A 17,719-nucleotide genomic window follows, 5' to 3' on the forward strand; every position below is an offset into this window, starting at 1 on the left:
CTCGCCGCGGCCACCTTGACCAGGTCTTTCAGCCGTGAGGAACCGCCCTGGCGGGCCGGGACTACGGACGGTTGAGGCGGATGGAGTTGATGTCGGTGAGGTTCGCCGCCTTCCAGCCGCCGGCGGGGATCCGGCCGCCGGTGCAGTCGCCACCGTTGTACTTGTAGCAGAGGTCGGCGCTGGCGCCGCCGGTCTGGTTGTTGATCACCCAGTGCCACCCGTACTGGCCGGACAGGTTGTGGGCGTCGTACGCCCAGTACGTGTCGGTCAGGGTGCTGCTGTTCGCGACCTGGTCCTCGGCGTACACGCAGACGGCCCCGGACGGGCAGCCGTAGAGGCTACCGGCGGCCGCGGCGTTGGCGCTGCCGGCTCCCGTCATCAGAGTGGCGACGGCACCGACCGTGGCCACGGATGCTCCGAGCACGACCTTCAGGTTCCTCACGGTGTTCCCTTCCTCTTCTCTGTCCGAAGAGGGCGCCCGCGTATCCCGCCCCCGACAGCCTCCCCCGTCCCGGCTGCCGAACCGATCTCCGGTTCCGGCGTGGATCGTCCCCCCGTGAATGACGGGCAGGACCAGCATCCGGGCGACACACCCTGGTGAGTACCTCGGACAACAGAGGGCGCCCGGTCGCCGGCCCCCGGACACCCGTGACAATCGCTCAATAATCGAACGGATGTGTGAGAAGCTGCTTTCGGGGTGGCCGGTCGCGCGTGATCGCGGACGGTCCGACCCCCGTACGCCTCGCAGGTCGTGACGCCGGGTGGCCCGGTCTCCGGCCGATCATGGACGCACCGATGAGTTTCTCCGGACCGGAGAGTCTCACCACTGTCGTCCGACAACACTGGAGGAACACGTGACCCAGCTCTTGAAAGTCCAGAACTTCAACGTCTCCAGCGACGGCATCGCCGCCGGCTTCGACGAGGACCAGAGCCTCGACAACCCGTTCGGCATCGCCGACCTGCCGCAGAAGATGTTCGGCTGGGCCGGGGCCACCGCGAGCTGGCCCAACCGCACCGACCCCGGCGGCAGCCGCGGCCTCGACGACTACTTCACCCGGGACTTCTCCCACAACATCGGCGCCGAGATCATGGGCCGCAACAAGTTCGGGCCCCAGCGCGGGCCGTGGGAGAACCTCGACTGGCAGGGCTGGTGGGGCGACGAACCGCCGTTCCACACCCCGGTGTTCGTCATGACGCACCACCCGCGGCCGTCGATCACGCTCTCCGACACCACGTTCCACTTCGTCGACGCCGACCCGGCCACCGCCCTCGCGCAGGCCAAGGAGGCGGCGCAAGGCAAGGACGTCCGGCTCGGCGGCGGGGTGCGCACCATCCGGGAGTTCCTCGACGCCGGGCTCATCGACACCCTGCACGTGGCGGTCTCGCCGCTGAAGCTCGGCGACGGGCAGCGGCTGTGGGACTCTCCCGACGAGCTGCGCGACCGCTACCACCTGGAGATCGTGCCCAGCCCGAGCGGCGTGACGCACCACATCTTCTGGCGCGACTGAACACCCCTGCCCGCCCGGCCTCCAGGGCCGGGCGGGCCGGTGGACACACTCCCGGGCCGGCGCACGCGCCTACGCCCTGCGCACACGCCCTACGCGCGCGCCCTACGCTCTGCGCGCGCGCCCTCGCGGGTGCCTCGACGCAGTGGTCGTAGCCGGTGCCGTAGCCGGGCTCGCACGGGGGCCGGGGCGGCTCGGGCGGCTCCGGCGGGCCCACCGGGACGACCTCCCACACCGCGTGGATGGTGCCGCTGGTGCCCTGCGCGACATTGCCGGTCCACGGCGGCATCTCGGCGGTGATGGTGAACTGCGCCGAGCTCTCACCGGGCCGCAGCGTCACGTCGTGCCATCCCTCGAAACCGAGCTCGATGAACGGGGCGATCGTGCCCTCGATCCACAGGCCCTCGAAGAACACCTCCATGGGCCGGTCGGTGTTGTTGACGACGACACCGGTCCAGCTGCCCCGCCAGCCCGGGTAGACGCCGCCACCCTCCAGCGCGGAGAGCGGGATCGGCGGGATGGCCACCTGGTGCACGGTCGGCGTGTCGACGCTCACGGTGATGTCGGGATCGGCGCGCGGCGCCCGGACGTCGTGCCGACCACCCGCCCCCGCGCGCAGGTCAGACGGCGCGCCAGAGGGCCGGGACCGACGGGGGCTCCCAGCCCGGCTGGGCGGTGTGGGCCTGGAGGCAGACGTACCCGCGGCCGGCGTACGTGACGGCGTCGCCCGCCCGGTACGCGGTGCCGACCGCCCACGTCCCGCCCGGCGCGGTCGCCGTCGCCGTGGGGGTGGGCGTCGGGCTCGGGCCGGGGTCCTGGGCGATGTTCAGGACGAAGTCGAAGGCCGCCTCCTTGGCGCCGCCGCCCACGTCCCGTACCGCCATCAGCAGCCGCGCGTCGAAGATCGAGTCCGTGTTGTTGCGGGGCTCGCCCGGGAAGTACAGCTGCGTCGTGAGAATCGGGCGGCCCGGTGCCTGCACCTTGACGTGGAGGTGGCGGGTGCGGCCCGGGTAGAGCCCCGGCACGATCGTCGTGAGCTTGAACCCCCCGTCCGCGCCGGTGAATTGGTGGCCGCGGAAGCGGAACCCGGTGTTGTCGTACGCCCCGTTGGTGTCGGCCTGCCAGAAGTCCATCAGGACGCCGGGTATGGGCTTGCAGGCGCGCCCGAAGACGTAGCCGCCGACGGTCAGCGGCACACCGGACGTGCCCGGCTCCAGCAGGCTGGTACGCAGCGGGGAGTTGGGCTTGAAGTACGGGCCCTCCATCTGCTCGATGGTGGGCGCGTCGCCGTCGTGGCACTCGGGGGTGATCGGGGGCGGGGTGGCGCCGTCGGTGAGGTTACGGGCGAGTGCGGGGACGCCCATGAGGACCGCGGGCGCCGCGATGCCGGCCGCGAGGGCCGCGCGCAGCACCGTCTTGCGGGTGACGTGTCCGGCGGGGGTCGTGTCTCGGTCCATGCCTGCTCCTGGAATGGGGAGTGGGGGGTGGCGGAATGGAACGAGCAGAAACCTAGGCCGGTCCGGGGCCGGCTTCGATGGACGGAGCACGGCGGTCGTGGTGCTTTCGGAAGCCGCCCGGACTCATGCCGGTCTCGCGGCGGAAGAAGCGGCAGAAATACGCCGGATCGTCGAAGCCGGTGCGGGCCGCGATCTGACGGACCGACAAGTCGGTGCGGGCGAGCAGGCGTTGGGCCTCCCGGGTGCGGGCCTCGCGGAGCAGGCTGCCGGGCGTGCGGCCGACGGCCGCCCGTAACGCCTCGGTGAGATAGCCCGGGGTGACCCCGAGCCGGTCGGCGCACTCCCGTACCGAACCGAGGACGTCCGGGCCGGTGCCGGCGAGCAGCCGGGCGAACTCCTCGGCGACCGCGTGCCGCCCGGCCCCCACCTCGCCGCCTCCGGCGCCCCCGGCACCCGCCCCGTACACCCCGCCCCCGTACACCCCGTCCGCGAGTTCCGGCGGCCGGTCCCCCAGCCGGGCCATGCGCACCAGGAGGACGTGCAGCAGCGAGCGCAGCACCGTGGCGAACCCGGGGTCCCCGTGCCGGTACTCCTCGCTCAGCTCGGCCAGGAGCCGGCCGGTGCGGGCGTGCGCGGCCGGGTCGAGGCAGTGCCAGGGCCGCGCGCCGACGCGGCGCAGCAGGTCCCGGTCGCCGCTCTGGCCGACCAGGAAGTCCGGGGTGAACAGGACGACATGGCCGTCGAGGTCCCGGGTGTCCTCCCAGTGGTGGACCTGCCCGGGCACGATCACGCCCAGATGCGGCGGCCGGAGCTCCCAGCGGGCCAGGTCGACGACATGGGTGCCGGTGCCGCGGGTGACGTGCACGATCTCGTAGAAGGTGTGCCGGTGCGGGAAGGCGGCCCGGGAGTACCGGCCGATCTCGTCGAAGCTGCCGATGGCGAACGGCACGTCGTCCGGCAGCCGCATTTCCAGGCTGTGGACGGGCGGGGTGTCGGCTAACCGGGCGGTCCCGCGCATCGGGCGGCTCCCTCCTCGGCGGGCCCGCGACGGGCGCGCGACGAGCACGTGACGGTGGCGCGATCGGCCATTGGTCTCGACCAATACGTCACCCCACGATGGCACGACTCACCCCGTCGGGTCACCCCCGCGTGGACGCCCTCCGCATGCGCCCCGCCCGCCCTAGGGTGACGCTTCTGTCACCCCGTCCGCCCGCCCCGCCCGCCCCGCCCGCCCCGCCTCGCACTCCGCCCGTACGCCGCCCGCACCCCTCTCCCGAGGAGCTTCCGCATGCCCCGTTCCTTCCTCGCCGCCTGCGGCGCCGCCGCCCTCGCGCTCGCCTCACCCCTGCTCCTGCCGGGCTCCGCCCACGCGGGCGACAACGGCTCCGTGGAGCGCGACCTGGGACGGGCGTACAACGCCACGGCGAAGTACCTCCACGAACCGAACGCGCCCCAGGACGACTTCCTCCGCACCGACGACTGCAAGTCGGACCCGGCGATGGGCGGCATGGGCTACCACTACGCCAAGCTCGCCGACCTCGGCTCCACCGACCCGTCCCGCCCGACCGCCCTGCTGTACGCGACCGGGAAGAACGGCGAGCGGCACCTGGTCGGGGCAGAGTGGATCGTCCGGAGCACGGGGCAGCCGGCGCCGGTGATGTTCGGCCGGAAGTTCGACGGGCCCTTCGACATCGCGGGCCTCGGCCGGGTCTTCGACCGCCACGTCTGGCTCTACGAGGAGAACCCGGCCGGCCTCTTCGCCCGCTTCAACCCGCGGATCTCCTGCCCGTAAGCCCCGCGGGCGGGCCCGGACACGGCCCTGCACGCGGCCCGCACACGGCCCGCACACGACGAAGGGGCCCGGCGCGAAGCCGGGCCCCTTCCCTCGTACGCCGAACCGGACGGCTATCGCACGAACACGCCCGCCTGGCTCGCCAGGTCCAGGAAGTACTGCGGCGCGAAGCCCAGCGCCAGCGTGACCACGACACCCGCCGTGATCGCGACCGACGTGAAGCCCGACGGCACCGCGACCGTCGGCCCGTCGGCCTTCGGCTCGCTGAAGAACATCAGCACGATCACCCGGATGTAGAAGAACGCGGCGATCGCCGACGAGATCACACCGACCACGACCAGCGCGCCCGCGCCGCCGTCCGCCGCCGCCTTGAACACCGCGAACTTGCCCGCGAAGCCCGAGGTCAGCGGAATGCCGGCGAAGGCCAGCAGGAACACCGCGAAGACCGCCGCGACCAGCGGCGAACGGCGCCCGAGCCCCGCCCACTTGGACAGGTGCGTCGCCTCGCCGCCCGCGTCGCGCACCAGCGTGACGACGGCGAAGGCGCCGATCGTCACGAAGGAGTACGCGGCCAGGTAGAACAGCACGGACGAGACACCGCTCGGGGTCGCCGCGATGACACCGGCCAGGATGAACCCGGCGTGGGCGATCGACGAGTAGGCGAGCAGCCGCTTGATGTCGGTCTGCGTGATGGCGACGATCGCACCGCCCAGCATCGTGACGATCGCGACGGCCCACATGACCGGCCGCCAGTCCCAGGTGAGCCCGGGCAGCACCACGTAAAGCAGCCGCAGCAGCGCGCCGAACGCGGCGACCTTCGTCGCGGCGGCCATGAAGCCGGTGACGGGGGTCGGGGCGCCCTGGTAGACGTCCGGGGTCCACATGTGGAACGGGACGGCGCCGACCTTGAAGAGCAGACCCATCACCACCAGCGCGAAGCCGATGAGCAGCAGGACGTCGTTGCCCATGGTGCCGGCGAGCGCCGGGTCCGCCGAGGTGACGGCGCCGCTGACGACGTCGGCGATGGTGGCGTACGTGACGGAGCCCGCGTAGCCGTACAGCAGCGCCGTGCCGAACAGCAGGAACGCGGAGGAGAAGGCGCCGAGCAGGAAGTACTTGACCGCGGCCTCCTGCGAGATCAGCCGCTTGCGGCGGGCGAGGGCGCAGAGCAGGTACAGCGGCAGCGAGAAGACTTCCAGCGCGATGAAGAGCGTCAGCAGGTCGTTGGCGGCCGGGAAGACCAGCATGCCGGCGACCGCGAACAGGGCGAGCGGGAAGACCTCGGTGGTGGTGAAGCCGGCCTTGACGGCCGCCTTCTCCTGCTCGCTGCCGGGTACGGCGGCGGCCTCGGCGGCGAACGAGTCGACCCGGTGTCCGCCGTCGGCCGGGTCGAGGCGCCGCTCGGCGAAGGTGAGAATGGACAGGATCGCGGCCAGCAGGATGGTGCCCTGGAGGAACAGGGCGGGCCCGTCGACGGCGACGGCGCCCATGGCCGCGATGTGCGCCTTGGTCGAGCCGTACCCGCCGGCGGCGAGGCCGACGACCGCGGCGAACGCGGCGGCCAGCGCCAGGACGCTCAGGAACACCTGCGTCCCGTGGCGGCCCCGGCGCGGCACGAAGGCCTCGACGAGGACGCTGAGCACGGCCGCGCCGACGACGATGAGCACGGGCGAGAGCTGGGTGTACTCGATGTGGGGGGCCGGGATCTTGTCGACCGGCCCGGCCGCCGCCGTCCACAGGGTGTGGACGGCGGGTGCGACGGCGGAGGAACTCACTTGGCCGCCTCCACTTCGGGGTTGGGGTCCTGCTGCTGGACGTCGGACATGGTGTGCCGCACCGACGGGTTGACGATGTCGGTCAGCGGCTTCGGGAAGACCCCGAGGAAGATGAGGACGGCGATCAGCGGGGCGACCACCGCCAGCTCGCGCGGCCGCAGGTCGGGGAGCTTCTTCACCTCCTCCTTCACCGGGCCCGTCATCGTCCGCTGGTAGAGGACGAGGGTGTAGAGCGCGGCGAGGACGATGCCGGTGGTGGCGATGATCCCGGCCACCGGGTAACGCGAGAAGGTGCCGACCAGGACCAGGAACTCGCTGACGAACGGGGCGAGTCCGGGCAGCGACAGGGTGGCCAGGCCGCCGATCAGGAAGGTGCCGGCGAGCACCGGGGCGACCTTCTGCACCCCGCCGTAGTCGGCGATGAGCCGCGAGCCGCGCCGGGAGATCAGGAAGCCGGCGACGAGCATCAGGGCGGCCGTGGAGATGCCGTGGTTGACCATGTAGAGCGTGGCGCCGGACTGGCCCTGGCTGGTCATCGCGAAGATGCCCAGGACGATGAAGCCGAAGTGCGAGATCGACGCGTACGCCACCAGGCGCTTGATGTCGCGCTGGCCGACCGCGAGCAGCGCGCCGTACACGATGCTGACGAGCGCGAGGGCGACGATCACCGGCGTGGCCCACTTCGACGCCTCCGGGAAGAGCCCGAGGCAGAAGCGGAGCATCGCGAAGGTGCCGACCTTGTCGACGACCGCGGTGATGAGGACGGCGACCGGGGCGGTGGCCTCGCCCATCGCGTTCGGCAGCCAGGTGTGCAGCGGCCACAGCGGCGCCTTCACCGCGAAGGCGAAGAAGAAGCCGAGGAACAGCCAGCGCTCGGTGCTGCCCGCCATCTCCAGCGAACCGTTCGCCCGCGCCTCGATGATCTCGGGGAGCGAGAAGCCGCCGGCGACGACGTACAGACCGATGACGGCGGCCAGCATGATCAGGCCGCCGACCAGGTTGTAGAGCAGGAACTTGACCGCCGCGTACGAGCGCTGGGCCGCCGCGTTCTGGTCGGTGCCGGTGTGGGCGCGGTCGCCGAAGCCGCCGATGAGGAAGTACATCGGGATGAGCATGGCTTCGAACAGGATGTAGAAGAGGAAGACGTCGGTGGCCTCGAAGGAGAGGATCACCATCGCCTCCACCATGAGGATCATGGCGAAGAAGCCCTGCGTGGGCCGCCACCGGGAGGACGACGTCTCCAGAGGGTCGGCGTCGTGCCAGCCGGCCAGCACGATGAACGGGATCAGCAGCGCGGTGAGGCCGATGAGCGCCACCCCGATGCCGTCCACGCCCAGCTCGTAGCGGACGCCGAACTCCTTGATCCAGGAGTGGGATTCGGTGAGCTGGTAGCGGGCGCCGCCGGGCTCGAAGCGGGCGAAGACGACCGCCGCGCACGCGAGCGTGACGAGCGAGACGCCCAGCGCCAGCCATTTGGCGGCGGTACGGCGGGCCGCGGGCACGGCGGCGGTGAGGATCGCACCAACCGCCGGCACCGCTGCCGTCACCGTCAGGAGCGGGAAGGACATGGGGGTTACACCGCCCTCATCAGCAGGGTCACGGCGATGAGCACCGCCGCGCCTCCGAACATGGAGACCGCGTACGACCGCGCGTAGCCGTTCTGGAGCTTGCGCAGCCGGCCGGAGAGCCCGCCGACCGAGGCCGCCGTGCCGTTGACCACCCCGTCCACGAGGCTGTGGTCCACGTACACGAGGGAGCGGGTCAGATGGGTACCGCCGCTCACGAAGACCGCGTGGTTCAGGTCGTCCTGGAGCAGGTCGCGGCGGGCGGCCCGGGTGAGCAGCGAGCCGCGCGGGGCGACGACGGGCACCGGGTTCCGCCCGTACTGGAGATAGGCGAGGCCGACGCCGAGGATCATCACGACGATGGTGGCCGTGGTGACGACTCCGGCGCTGATCGGCGGGTTGCCGTGGGCGAAGCCGGTGACCGGCTCCAGCCACTCCACGAAGCCGCTGAACTCGAAGACCGCGCCGCCGGCGACCGAGCCGACCGCGAGCAGGATCATCGGGAGCGTCATCGAGCGGGGCGACTCGTGCGGGTGCGGCAGCGCGCCATGCTCGTCCGGCTGCCAGCGCTTCTCGCCGAAGAAGGTCATCAGCATCACGCGCGTCATGTAGTACGCGGTGATGGCCGCGCCGAGCAGGGTGACCGAGCCGAGGATCCAGCCCTCGGTGCCGCCCTGGGCGAACGCCGCCTCGATGATCTTGTCCTTGGAGAAGAAGCCGGACAGGCCGGGGAAGCCGATGATCGCGAGATAGCCGAGGCCGAAGGTGACGAAGGTGACCGGCATGTACGCGCGCAGGCCGCCGAACTTCCGCATGTCGACCTCGTCGTTCATGCCGTGCATGACCGAACCGGCGCCGAGGAAGAGCCCGGCCTTGAAGAAGCCGTGCGTGACCAGGTGCATGATCGCGAAGACGTAGCCGATCGGACCGAGACCGGCCGCGAGGATCATGTAGCCGATCTGCGACATCGTCGATCCGGCGAGCGCCTTCTTGATGTCGTCCTTCGCGCAACCGACGATCGCACCGAAGAGGAGCGTGACCGCGCCGACGATGGTGACGACGAGCCGGGCGTCCGGCGCCGCGTTGAAGATGTCGGCGGAGCGGACGATCAGATAGACGCCGGCGGTGACCATGGTGGCGGCGTGGATGAGGGCCGAGACCGGGGTCGGGCCCTCCATCGCGTCGCCGAGCCAGGACTGCAGCGGCACCTGGGCCGACTTGCCGCAGGCGGCGAGCAGCAGCATGAGGCCGATCGCGGTCAGCTTGCCCTCGGTCGCGTCGCCCGCCGCGTCCAGGACCGGCTTGAAGGCGAAGGTCCCGAAGGTGGTGAACATCAGCATGATCGCGATCGACAGGCCCATGTCGCCGACCCGGTTGACCAGGAACGCCTTCTTCGCGGCGGTGGCCGCGCTGGGCTTGTGCTGCCAGAAGCCGATGAGGAGGTACGAGGCGAGGCCGACGCCCTCCCAGCCGAAGTACAGCAGCAGGTAGTTGTCGGCGAGGACGAGCAGGAGCATCGCCGCGACGAACAGGTTGAGGTAGCCGAAGAAGCGGCGGCGGCGCTCGTCGTGCTCCATGTACCCGATCGAGTACACGTGGATGAGCGTGCCGACGCCGGTGATCAGCAGCACGAAGGTCATCGACAGCTGGTCGAGCTGGAAGGCGATGTCCGCCTGGAAGCCCCCGACCTGGATCCAGCTGAACAGGAACTGGTGCAGGGCCCGGTCGTCGGCGCTCTTGGAGAGCATGTCGACGAACAGGACGACACCGATGACGAACGACGCGGCGGCCATCACCGTGCCGAGCAGATGCCCGGCCTTGTCGAGCCGGCGGCCGCCGCACAGCAGGACGGCCGCTCCGAGCAGGGGCGCCGCGACGAGCAGCGCAATGAGGTTGTCCACGGTCAGCCCCTCACAGCTTCATCAGGCTGGCGTCGTCGACCGAGGCCGAGTGACGGGCACGGAAGACGGACACGATGATCGCGAGTCCGACCACGACCTCCGCGGCGGCGACGACCATCGTGAAGAAGGCGATGATCTGGCCGTCGAGGTTGCCGTGCATTCGGGAGAAGGTGACGAACGCGAGGTTGCAGGCGTTGAGCATCAGCTCGACGCACATGAAGAGCACGATCGCGTTGCGCCGGATGAGCACCCCGACACCGCCGATGGTGAACAGCAGGGCGGAGAGGTACAGGTAGTTGACGGGGTTCACCGGGTGGCCTCCTCTTCGTCCCGGACCAGGTCCCGGCCCTCGGCACCGTCCCGGCCGCGGCCGAGGCGCTCGGCCGAGCGCTGTTCCAGCGCCTTCAGGTCGGCCATCGCCTCGCGGGACACGTCCCGGATCTGGCCGCGCTTGCGCAGCGTCGAGATCACGGTCAGCTCGGCCGGGGTGCCGTCGGGCAGCAGACCGGCGATGTCCACCGCGTTGTGCCGGGCGTAGACGCCGGGCGCGGGCAGCGGCGGCAGGTGCGTGCCTTCCCGTACGCGCTGCTCGGACAGCTCGCGCTGGGTGTGGGCGCGTTCGGTGCGCTCGCGGTGGGTGAGGACCATCGCGCCGACGGTCGCGGTGATGAGCAGCGCGCCGGTGATCTCGAAGGCGAAGACGTACTTGGTGAAGACGAGGGCGGCCAGGCCCTCGACGTTCCCGCCGTACGCGGAGTTCGCCGCGCCGAGGCCGTTGAACGACTTCAGCGAGGCGTTGCCGATGCCGGCGATCAGCAGGATGCCGAAGCCGAGACCGCACAGGGCGGCCCACCAGCGCTGGCCCTTGATGGTCTCCTTCACCGAGTCGGCGGCGGTGACGCCGACCAGCATGACGACGAAGAGGAACAGCATCATGATCGCGCCGGTGTAGACGACGACCTGGACGATGCCGAGGAAGTACGCGCCGTTGGCGAGGTAGAAGACCGCCAGGACGATCATGGTGCCGGCGAGGCACAGCGCCGAGTGGACGGCCTTGCGCATCAGGATCGTGCCGAGGGCACCGAGGACGGCGACCACGCCGAGCACCCAGAACTGGAACGCCTCGCCCGTGGAGGTGGTCGACGCGGCCGCGGCGGCCAGGGAGTTCGCCGCGAGGTCGAGGCCGGGGTTCACGCTCATGCGTCCGCCCCCTCCGGCTCGCCCTTCTCGCCCTTGGACACGGCGACCTGGCGGACGGTGCCGGGGGCGGCCTCGGTGACCAGGCCCCGGTAGTAGTCCTGCTCGTCCATGCCCGGGTAGATGGCGTGCGGGGTGTCGACCATGACGTCGTCGAGGCCCGCGAGCAGCTGCTCCTTGGTGTAGATCAGGTTCTCGCGGGAGGAGTCGGCCAGTTCGAACTCGTTGGTCATCGTCAGCGCGCGCGTGGGACACGCCTCGATGCACAGGCCGCACAGGATGCAGCGGGCGTAGTTGATCTGGTACACCCGCCCGTACCGCTCACCCGGGGAGTAGCGCTCCTCGTCGGTGTTGTCGGCGCCCTCCACGTAGATGGCGTCGGCCGGGCAGGCCCACGCGCACAACTCGCAGCCGACGCACTTCTCCAGACCGTCGGGGTGACGGTTGAGCTGGTGCCGGCCGTGGAAGCGGGGCGCCGTGGTCTTCTGCTGCTCCGGGTACTGCTCGGTCAGCCGCTTCTTGAACATGGCCTTGAAGGTCACGCCGAAACCGGCCACCGGATTCTGGAAATCAGACACGGTCCGTCTCCTCTCCCTCACTCGCGGTAGCAGTATCGGGGCCACCACTGACAATCAGCTCCCGCTCACCGCGGGACCGGCGCCTCGGTACGGGCGGCAGGGACTGTCCTGGCTTGGGCGGTACGGGGAATCCGCCCGCCATCGGGTCGAACGGGGCCTCGCGCTCGGCCTCCGCGGCCTCGCCCTTGGCCTTCTTGTCGCGGAAGACGTCCGCCACGAAGGACAGCAGCAGCACCGCGAGGACGGCGCCGGCGACCGACAGGACGATGGTCCGGAAGTCGTAGCCCTCGTTGCCCAGCGCCCGGACGGTGGCGACCAGCATCAGCCAGACCACGGAGACCGGGATGAGGATCTTCCAGCCCAGCTTCATCAGCTGGTCGTAGCGGACCCGGGGCAGGGTGCCGCGCAGCCAGATGAAGAAGAACAGCAGCAGCTGCACCTTGAGGACGAACCAGAGCATCGGCCACCAGCCGTGGTTGGCGCCCTCCCAGAAGCCCGAGACGGGCCACGGGGCGCGCCAGCCGCCCAGGAAGAGGGTGGTCGCGACGGCCGAGACGGTCACCATGTTGACGTACTCGGCGAGCATGAACAGCGCGAACTTGATCGACGAGTACTCGGTGTTGAAGCCGCCGACCAGGTCGCCCTCGGACTCCGGCATGTCGAAGGGGGCGCGGTTGGTCTCGCCCACCATCGTCACGATGTAGATGAGGAAGGAGACCGGCAGCAGCACGATGTACCAGCGGTCGGCCTGCGCCTCCACGATCGCCGAGGTCGACATCGACCCGGAGTAGAGGAAGACGGAGGCGAACGCGGCGCCCATGGCGATCTCGTACGAGATCATCTGCGCGGCCGAGCGGAGACCGCCGAGCAGCGGGTACGTCGAGCCGGAGGACCAGCCCGCGAGGACGATGCCGTAGATGCCGACGGACGCGACCGCGAGGACGTACAGCATCGCGATCGGCAGGTCGGTCAGCTGCATCGTGGTGCGCTGGCCGAAGATCGACACCTCGTTGCCGGACGGGCCGAACGGGATGACGGCGATGGCCATGAACGCCGGGATGGCGGCCACGATCGGCGCGAGGACGTAGACGAGCTTGTCCGCGCGGCGGACGATCAGGTCCTCCTTCAGCATCAGCTTGACGCCGTCGGCGAGGGACTGGAGCAGACCCCACGGGCCGTGCCGGTTGGGGCCGACGCGCAGCTGCATCCAGGCCACGACCTTGCGCTCCCACACGATGGAGAAGAGCACGGTCACCATCAGGAACGCGAAGCAGAAGACGGCCTTGACCAGGACGAGCCACCAGGGGTCCGTGCCGAACAGGGAGAGGTCTTCGGCGGCGAGCGGCGTGTTCACACCTGCACCTCCGTCGGGGTGGCGGCCGGGGCCGCGGCCGGGCCGATGCGGACCAGGTCGCCGGGGCGGGCGCCGGTGTCGGCGAGGACGCCGCGGCCGGTCGAGTTCAGCGGGAGCCAGACCACCCGGTCGGGCATCTCGGTGACGGCCAGCGGCAGTTCGGTGGTCCCGGCCGGGCCGCTGACGGCGAGGACGTCGCCGTCCTTGACGCCGGTGGCCTCCGCGGTCACGGCGGACAGCCGGGCGACGGCGGCGTGCCGGGTGCCGGCCAGGGCCTCGTCGCCCTCCTGCAGGCGGCCGAGGTCGAGCAGCAGCCGGTGTCCGGCGAGCACCGCCTCGCCCTCGCCCGGGCGGGCGGCCGCCTGGCCCGGCTCGGCCGGGCCGGAGGCCCGCTCGCCGGTCCAGCCGCCCAGCCGGTCCAGCTCGCGCCGGATCGACACCAGGTCGGGCAGCGCCAGGTGGACGTCCATCGCGTCGGCGAGCATGTGCAGGACGCGCGCGTCGGTGGGCGCCAGCGACCTCGTCATCTGCTCCGGCTTCAGCGCGGCCTCGAACGGCCGGGCGCGGCCCTCCCAGTCGAGGAAGGTGCCGGACTTCTCGACGACCGCGGCGACCGGCAGCACCACGTCGGCCCGCTCGGTGACCGCGCCGGGGCGCAGCTCCAGGGAGACGACGAAGGCCGCGTCGAGTGCTTCACGCGCGCGTGCCGGGTCCGGCAGGTCGTCGACGTCGACGCCGGCGACGAGCAGGGCCCCGAGTTCGCCGGTGGCGGCGCCCTCCACGATGTGGCCGGTGTCGCGGCCGAACCCGGCGGGCAGTTCGCGGATGCCCCAGGCCGCGGCGATCTCCTCACGCGCGCGGGGGTCGGTCGCGGGCCGTCCGCCGGGCAGCAGCGTCGGGAGGGCGCCCACTTCGACGGCGCCGCGCTCGCCCGCCCGGCGCGGGATCCACACCAGCGTCGCGCCGGTGGCGGTCGCGGCCCGTACGGCGGCGGTGAGCCCGCCCGGTACGGCGGCGAGCCGCTCGCCGACGGCGATCACGGCGCCCTCCTCGCGCAGCGCCTCGGCGGCGGCGAAGCCGTCCTGCGAGAGGCCGACGCGGGAGGTGAGGGCGTCCAGCCACTCGGTCTCGGTGCCGGGCGCGGCGGCGAGGAGCGTGCCGCCCGTCTTCTCCAGACCGCGGGTGGCATAGGCCGCGAGGGCGTACGTCTTCTGCCCCTTCTTGCGCCACGCCTTGCGCAGCCGCAGGAAGACGCCGGGCGCCTCCTCCTCGGACTCCAGACCGACCAGGAGTACCGACGGGGCGGCTTCGAGCGAGCTGTACGTGACCCCGGTCCCGTCCAGGTCCCGGCCGCGGCCGGCGACGGTGGCGGCCAGGAAGTCGGCCTCCTCGCCGGAGTGGACGCGGGCCCGGAAGTCGACGTCGTTGGTGTCGAGGGCGACCCGCGCGAACTTGGCGTACGCGTAGGCGTCCTCGACCGTCAGCCGGCCGCCGGTCAGCACGCCGGTACGCCCGCGCACGAGCCCGCGCGCCGCCGCCTCCAGGGCCTCCGGCCAGGACGCGGGTTCGAGGACGCCGGCCTCGTCGCGTACCAGAGGCGTCGTCAGCCGGTCGCGCTGCTGCGCGTACCGGAAGCCGAACCGCCCCTTGTCGCAGAGCCACTCCTCGTTGACCTCGGGGTCCTCGGCGGCGAGCCGCCGCATGACCTTGCCGCGCCGGTGGTCGGTGCGGGTCGCGCAGCCGCCCGCGCAGTGCTCGCACACGCTCGGCGACGACACCAGGTCGAAGGGGCGGGAGCGGAAGCGGTACGCGGCGGAGGTGAGCGCGCCGACCGGGCAGATCTGGATGGTGTTGCCGGAGAAGTACGACTCGAACGGGTCGCCCTCGCCGGTGCCGACCTGCTGCAGCGCGCCGCGCTCGATCAGCTCGATCATCGGGTCGCCCGCGACCTGGAGGGAGAAGCGGGTGCAACGGGCGCACAGCACGCAGCGCTCACGGTCGAGCAGCACCTGGCTGGAGATCGCCACCGGCTTCTCGTACGTGCGCTTCTTCCCGTCGAAGCGGGACTCGGCCTGGCCGTGCGACATGGCCTGGTTCTGCAGCGGGCACTCGCCGCCCTTGTCGCAGACCGGGCAGTCCAGCGGGTGGTTGATGAGCAGCAGCTCCATCACCCCGTGCTGGGCCTTCTCGGCGACCTTCGACGTCAGCTGGGTGCGGACCACCATCCCGTCGGTACAGGTGATGGTGCACGACGCCATGGGCTTGCGCTGGCCCTCGACCTCGACGATGCACTGGCGGCAGGCACCGGCCGGGTCGAGCAGCGGATGGTCGCAGAAGCGGGGGATCTCGATGCCGAGCTCCTCGGCGGCGCGGATCACCAGGGTCCCCTTGGGGACGGAGATCTCGGCACCGTCGATGGTCAGCGTGACGAGGTCCTCCGGCACTGCCGCGGTGCCCTTCCCGGAGGCGGCGGACGTACTGGCGGTCATGCGTTCACCTCCCGGTTCTTGTCCGCCCAGGCGGTCGACTTGGCGGGGTCGAAGGGGCAGCCCTTGCCCGTGATGTGCTGCTCGTACTCGTCGCGGAAGTACTTCAGGGACGAGAAGATCGGCGAGGCGGCGCCGTCGCCGAGGGCGCAGAAGGACTTGCCGTTGATGTTGTCGGCGATGTCGTTGAGCTTGTCGAGGTCCGACATCACGCCCTTGCCGGCTTCGATATCGCGCATCAACTGGACCAGCCAGTACGTGCCTTCGCGGCACGGCGTGCACTTGCCGCAGGACTCGTGCGCGTAGAACTCGGTCCAGCGGGTGACGGCCCGCACCACGCAGGTCGTCTCGTCGAAGCACTGCAGCGCCTTGGTGCCGAGCATGGACCCGGCGGCGCCGACGCCCTCGTAGTCGAGCGGGACGTCGAGGTGCTCGTCGGTGAACATCGGGGTGGACGAGCCGCCCGGGGTCCAGAACTTGAGCCGGTGCCCGGGCCGCATCCCGCCGCTCATGTCGAGCAGCTGACGCAGGGTGATGCCGAGCGGGGCCTCGTACTGGCCGGGCGAGGCGACGTGCCCGCTCAGCGAGTAGAGCGTGAAGCCCGGGGACTTCTCGGTGCCCATCGACGTGAACCATTCCTTGCCGCGATTCAGGATCGCGGGAACAGAGGCGATGGACTCGACGTTGTTCACCACAGTGGGGCACGCGTACAGACCGGCGACCGCGGGGAAGGGGGGTCGCAGCCGGGGCTGGCCGCGGCGCCCTTCGAGCGAGTCGAGCAGGGCGGTCTCCTCGCCGCAAATGTACGCGCCGGCGCCGGCGTGCACGGTGAGGTCGAGGTCGAGACCGCTGCCCAGGACGTCCCGGCCGAGGTAACCCGCCGCGTACGCCTCCCGTACGGCCTCGTGGAGGCGGCGGAGGACGGGCACGACCTCGCCGCGCAGATAGATGAAGGCGTGGCTGGACCGGATCGCGTAACAGGCGATCACGATGCCCTCGATGAGGGAGTGCGGGTTGGCGAAGAGGAGGGGGATGTCCTTGCAGGTGCCGGGCTCGGACTCGTCGGCGTTGACGACGAGGTAGTGCGGCTTGCCGTCGCCCTGCGGAATGAACTGCCACTTCATTCCGGTGGGGAAGCCGGCGCCGCCGCGTCCGCGCAGACCGGACGCCTTCACGTACGCGATGAGGTCGTCGGGCGACATCGCGAGGGCTTTGCGCAGGCCCTCGTACCCGTCGTGCCGCCGGTAGGTCTCCAGGGTCCAGGATTCGGGCTGGTCCCAGAAGGCCGACAGAACGGGTGAGAGCAGTTTCTCGGGGCTGCTGTTGTTGATCTCGGCCGCCAAAGTCATCACTCCCCCTCCTCACTGGCTGCCTCGCCGCGCGGGTGGACGACCCGGGGCTGGTGCTGCTGCCTCGCCTGCTGCGGGGTCTCGCCCTTGGCCAGGCGCAGGCCGACGAGCGACGCGGGACCCGCACCGCCGCTCGCCTCGACGGCGCCGGGGCGCTCGTCGGGGAAACCGGCCAGTATCCGGGCGGTCTCCTTGAAGGTGCACAGGGGCGCGCCGCGGGTGGGCGAGACGGGGCGGCCGGCGCGCAGGTCGTCGACGAGGGCCGTGGCCGACTCGGGCGTCTGGTTGTCGAAGAACTCCCAGTTGACCATCATCACGGGCGCGAAGTCGCAGGCCGCGTTGCACTCGATGTGTTCGAGCGTGATCTTGCCGTCCGCGGTCGTCTCGTCGTTGCCGACGTCGAGATGCTCCTTGAGCGTCTCGAAGATGGCGTCGCCGCCCATCACCGCGCACAGGGTGTTGGTGCAGACGCCGACCTGGTAGTCACCGGACGGCTTGCGCCGGTACATGGTGTAGAAGGTGGCGACGGCGGTGACCTCGGCGGTCGTCAGGCCGAGCATGTCGGCGCAGAACCGCATGCCCGTACGCGTCACGTGCCCCTCCTCCGCCTGCACCAGGTGCAGCATCGGCAGCAGCGCGGAGCGCTCGCCCGGATAGCGGGCGATGATCGCCTTCGCGTCCGTCTCCAGCCGGGCGCGGACCTCGGCCGGATAGTCGGGCGCGGGCAGCTGGGGCATGCCGAGACCGGTCGGACCGGTCG

Annotated in this window: 16 protein-coding genes; 3 read left to right on the top strand and 13 right to left on the bottom strand. The window is 71.1% G+C overall.

Translation table 11 applies throughout. The features are described from left to right. Nucleotides 1–61: 61 nt before the first annotated feature. Nucleotides 62–442, bottom strand: coding sequence for a hypothetical protein (locus ABZ693_RS32215; protein WP_359884755.1), 381 nt, complete (start codon nt 440–442; stop codon nt 62–64). 412 nt (nt 443–854) lie between these two features. Here ABZ693_RS32215 and ABZ693_RS32220 point away from each other — a divergent pair, with 412 nt between their 5' ends. Together ABZ693_RS32220 and ABZ693_RS32225 are read left to right on the top strand one after the other, a co-directional pair. Continuing rightward, nucleotides 855–1,508 carry a dihydrofolate reductase family protein gene (locus ABZ693_RS32220; protein ID WP_359884757.1) on the top strand — a complete coding sequence of 218 codons (654 nt, stop codon included), beginning with the start codon at nt 855–857 and terminating at the stop codon, nt 1,506–1,508. Nucleotides 1,509–1,747: 239 nt separating this feature from the next. After that, nucleotides 1,748–1,984 carry a hypothetical protein gene (locus tag ABZ693_RS32225; RefSeq protein ID WP_359884759.1) on the top strand — a complete coding sequence of 79 codons (237 nt, stop codon included), beginning with the start codon at nt 1,748–1,750 and terminating at the stop codon, nt 1,982–1,984. Between the two features lie 141 nt (nt 1,985–2,125). Here the strand turns inward: ABZ693_RS32225 and ABZ693_RS32230 are convergent, their stop codons facing one another. Together ABZ693_RS32230 and ABZ693_RS32235 are read right to left on the bottom strand one after the other, a co-directional pair. Beyond that, nucleotides 2,126–2,962: a dioxygenase family protein gene (locus ABZ693_RS32230; RefSeq protein ID WP_359884761.1), complete on the bottom strand. Its 837-nt coding sequence runs from the start codon at nt 2,960–2,962 to the stop codon at nt 2,126–2,128. Between the two features lie 52 nt (nt 2,963–3,014). Continuing rightward, complete coding sequence (locus ABZ693_RS32235) at nt 3,015–3,980, bottom strand: helix-turn-helix transcriptional regulator (RefSeq protein WP_359884763.1); 966 nt, start codon at nt 3,978–3,980, stop codon at nt 3,015–3,017. Nucleotides 3,981–4,250: 270 nt separating this feature from the next. On the opposite strand from ABZ693_RS32235, the gene ABZ693_RS32240 reads away from it, so the two are divergent. Then, nucleotides 4,251–4,754 (top strand): hypothetical protein, encoded by a 504-nt coding sequence (locus ABZ693_RS32240; protein WP_359884764.1) that lies wholly within the window; start codon nt 4,251–4,253, stop codon nt 4,752–4,754. A gap of 113 nt (nt 4,755–4,867) precedes the next feature. On the opposite strand, the gene nuoN is transcribed toward ABZ693_RS32240, so the two are convergent. Genes nuoN through nuoE form a run of 10 tightly spaced genes read right to left on the bottom strand, consistent with a single transcriptional unit; the run spans nt 4,868 to nt 17,696 of the window. After that, the gene (nuoN, locus tag ABZ693_RS32245; RefSeq protein ID WP_359884766.1) at nt 4,868–6,529 is read right to left on the bottom strand and encodes an NADH-quinone oxidoreductase subunit NuoN; all 1,662 of its coding nucleotides are present in this window, start codon (nt 6,527–6,529) and stop codon (nt 4,868–4,870) included. After that, nucleotides 6,526–8,097: an NADH-quinone oxidoreductase subunit M gene (locus ABZ693_RS32250; protein ID WP_359884768.1), complete on the bottom strand. Its 1,572-nt coding sequence runs from the start codon at nt 8,095–8,097 to the stop codon at nt 6,526–6,528. The genes nuoN and ABZ693_RS32250 overlap by 4 nt, the downstream gene beginning before the upstream one ends. 5 nt (nt 8,098–8,102) lie before the next feature. After that, nucleotides 8,103–9,995 (bottom strand): NADH-quinone oxidoreductase subunit L, encoded by a 1,893-nt coding sequence (gene nuoL / locus ABZ693_RS32255; RefSeq protein WP_359884770.1) that lies wholly within the window; start codon nt 9,993–9,995, stop codon nt 8,103–8,105. Nucleotides 9,996–10,005: 10 nt separating this feature from the next. Next, nucleotides 10,006–10,305 (bottom strand): NADH-quinone oxidoreductase subunit NuoK, encoded by a 300-nt coding sequence (gene nuoK, locus ABZ693_RS32260; protein WP_359884772.1) that lies wholly within the window; start codon nt 10,303–10,305, stop codon nt 10,006–10,008. Next, the gene (locus ABZ693_RS32265; RefSeq protein WP_359884773.1) at nt 10,302–11,195 is read right to left on the bottom strand and encodes an NADH-quinone oxidoreductase subunit J; all 894 of its coding nucleotides are present in this window, start codon (nt 11,193–11,195) and stop codon (nt 10,302–10,304) included. The genes nuoK and ABZ693_RS32265 overlap by 4 nt, the downstream gene beginning before the upstream one ends. Further along, nucleotides 11,192–11,770 carry an NADH-quinone oxidoreductase subunit NuoI gene (gene nuoI, locus ABZ693_RS32270; protein ID WP_359884775.1) on the bottom strand — a complete coding sequence of 193 codons (579 nt, stop codon included), beginning with the start codon at nt 11,768–11,770 and terminating at the stop codon, nt 11,192–11,194. The genes ABZ693_RS32265 and nuoI overlap by 4 nt, the downstream gene beginning before the upstream one ends. Beyond that, nucleotides 11,763–13,124, bottom strand: coding sequence for an NADH-quinone oxidoreductase subunit NuoH (gene nuoH / locus ABZ693_RS32275; protein WP_359884777.1), 1,362 nt, complete (start codon nt 13,122–13,124; stop codon nt 11,763–11,765). Before nuoH ends, nuoI begins: the two co-directional genes overlap by 8 nt. After that, nucleotides 13,121–15,613, bottom strand: a complete 2,493-nt coding sequence (locus ABZ693_RS32280) for an NADH-quinone oxidoreductase subunit G (protein ID WP_359884779.1) — start codon at nt 15,611–15,613, stop codon at nt 13,121–13,123. The genes nuoH and ABZ693_RS32280 overlap by 4 nt, the downstream gene beginning before the upstream one ends. Then, nucleotides 15,610–16,962: an NADH-quinone oxidoreductase subunit NuoF gene (nuoF, locus tag ABZ693_RS32285; RefSeq protein ID WP_359884781.1), complete on the bottom strand. Its 1,353-nt coding sequence runs from the start codon at nt 16,960–16,962 to the stop codon at nt 15,610–15,612. Before nuoF ends, ABZ693_RS32280 begins: the two co-directional genes overlap by 4 nt. Further along, on the bottom strand, nt 16,959–17,696 hold the full coding sequence (gene nuoE, locus ABZ693_RS32290; RefSeq protein ID WP_359884809.1) for an NADH-quinone oxidoreductase subunit NuoE: 738 nt from the start codon (nt 17,694–17,696) through the stop codon (nt 16,959–16,961). The genes nuoF and nuoE overlap by 4 nt, the downstream gene beginning before the upstream one ends. Nucleotides 17,697–17,719 lie beyond the last annotated feature (23 nt).

This window comes from Streptomyces laurentii (genome assembly GCF_040635425.1).
Taxonomy (GTDB): Bacteria; Actinomycetota; Actinomycetes; order Streptomycetales; family Streptomycetaceae; genus Streptomyces; species Streptomyces laurentii.

Bases quoted from the DNA above. Each gene is read 5' to 3' on its own strand.
- ABZ693_RS32225 (WP_359884759.1), top strand. From the start codon at position 1,748: ATGGTGCCGCTGGTGCCCTGCGCGACATTGCCGGTCCACGGCGGCATC.
- ABZ693_RS32230 (WP_359884761.1), bottom strand. From the start codon at position 2,962: ATGGACCGAGACACGACCCCCGCCGGACACGTCACCCGCAAGACGGTG.
- ABZ693_RS32235 (WP_359884763.1), bottom strand. From the start codon at position 3,980: ATGCGCGGGACCGCCCGGTTAGCCGACACCCCGCCCGTCCACAGCCTG.
- ABZ693_RS32240 (WP_359884764.1), top strand. From the start codon at position 4,251: ATGCCCCGTTCCTTCCTCGCCGCCTGCGGCGCCGCCGCCCTCGCGCTC.
- ABZ693_RS32250 (WP_359884768.1), bottom strand. From the start codon at position 8,097: ATGTCCTTCCCGCTCCTGACGGTGACGGCAGCGGTGCCGGCGGTTGGT.
- ABZ693_RS32265 (WP_359884773.1), bottom strand. From the start codon at position 11,195: ATGAGCGTGAACCCCGGCCTCGACCTCGCGGCGAACTCCCTGGCCGCC.
- ABZ693_RS32280 (WP_359884779.1), bottom strand. From the start codon at position 15,613: ATGACCGCCAGTACGTCCGCCGCCTCCGGGAAGGGCACCGCGGCAGTG.
- nuoE (WP_359884809.1), bottom strand. From the start codon at position 17,696: ATGCCCCAGCTGCCCGCGCCCGACTATCCGGCCGAGGTCCGCGCCCGG.